This window comes from Buttiauxella brennerae ATCC 51605 (genome assembly GCF_001654925.1).
GTDB classification, from domain to species: Bacteria; Pseudomonadota; Gammaproteobacteria; order Enterobacterales; family Enterobacteriaceae; genus Buttiauxella; species Buttiauxella brennerae.
Window position 1 is genome coordinate 1 of sequence record NZ_LXER01000063.1, and the last position, 476, is coordinate 476.

Consider the following 476-nt stretch of genomic DNA (forward strand, 5'->3'; position numbering starts at 1 on the left):
AAAGGTAAAGGTGGCAAGAGTAGTAATTTCCACTTTTGCGCCCTTCTCCCACACGCTATTACTGCCTGGTGCCTCGCCTGGATTTACCCACCACTTGCTGCTCCAGTAATAACCGTTGTAACGCACTACGGTGCCTGTTTCAGAATAAGACATGGATGGATCATAAGGTTGCGAATTAATCACCTTATCGTCTTTTACCGCCACCATGACCACGACATTACCCGGGAAGTTATTCTGGTTTGCACTGCTATACGCCATCCAGGTATTGCCATTATCCTTCGATAACATCTGGCTGGTGTCGAGTCCGCTGATGGTATTCGTTTGATCATTTGCAGCTAGTGTTCCCGCGGACGCGGTAAACGGGGTACAGGCTAACGCCATTAATAGCGCCAGCGTATGTTTTTTAAAATGCATGTTAAAATCCCTCTTAAATATATATGGCAATTATGATTAACAGTGGCCAAATATCGTATAAC

Annotated in this window: 1 pseudogene; it reads right to left on the reverse strand. The window is 45.2% G+C overall.

Features of this window, described 5'->3' with window-relative positions:
* Window positions 1–414, reverse strand: a pseudogene (locus M975_RS21990) (polysaccharide degrading enzyme); the annotation flags it as partial.
* Window positions 415–476 lie beyond the last annotated feature (62 nt).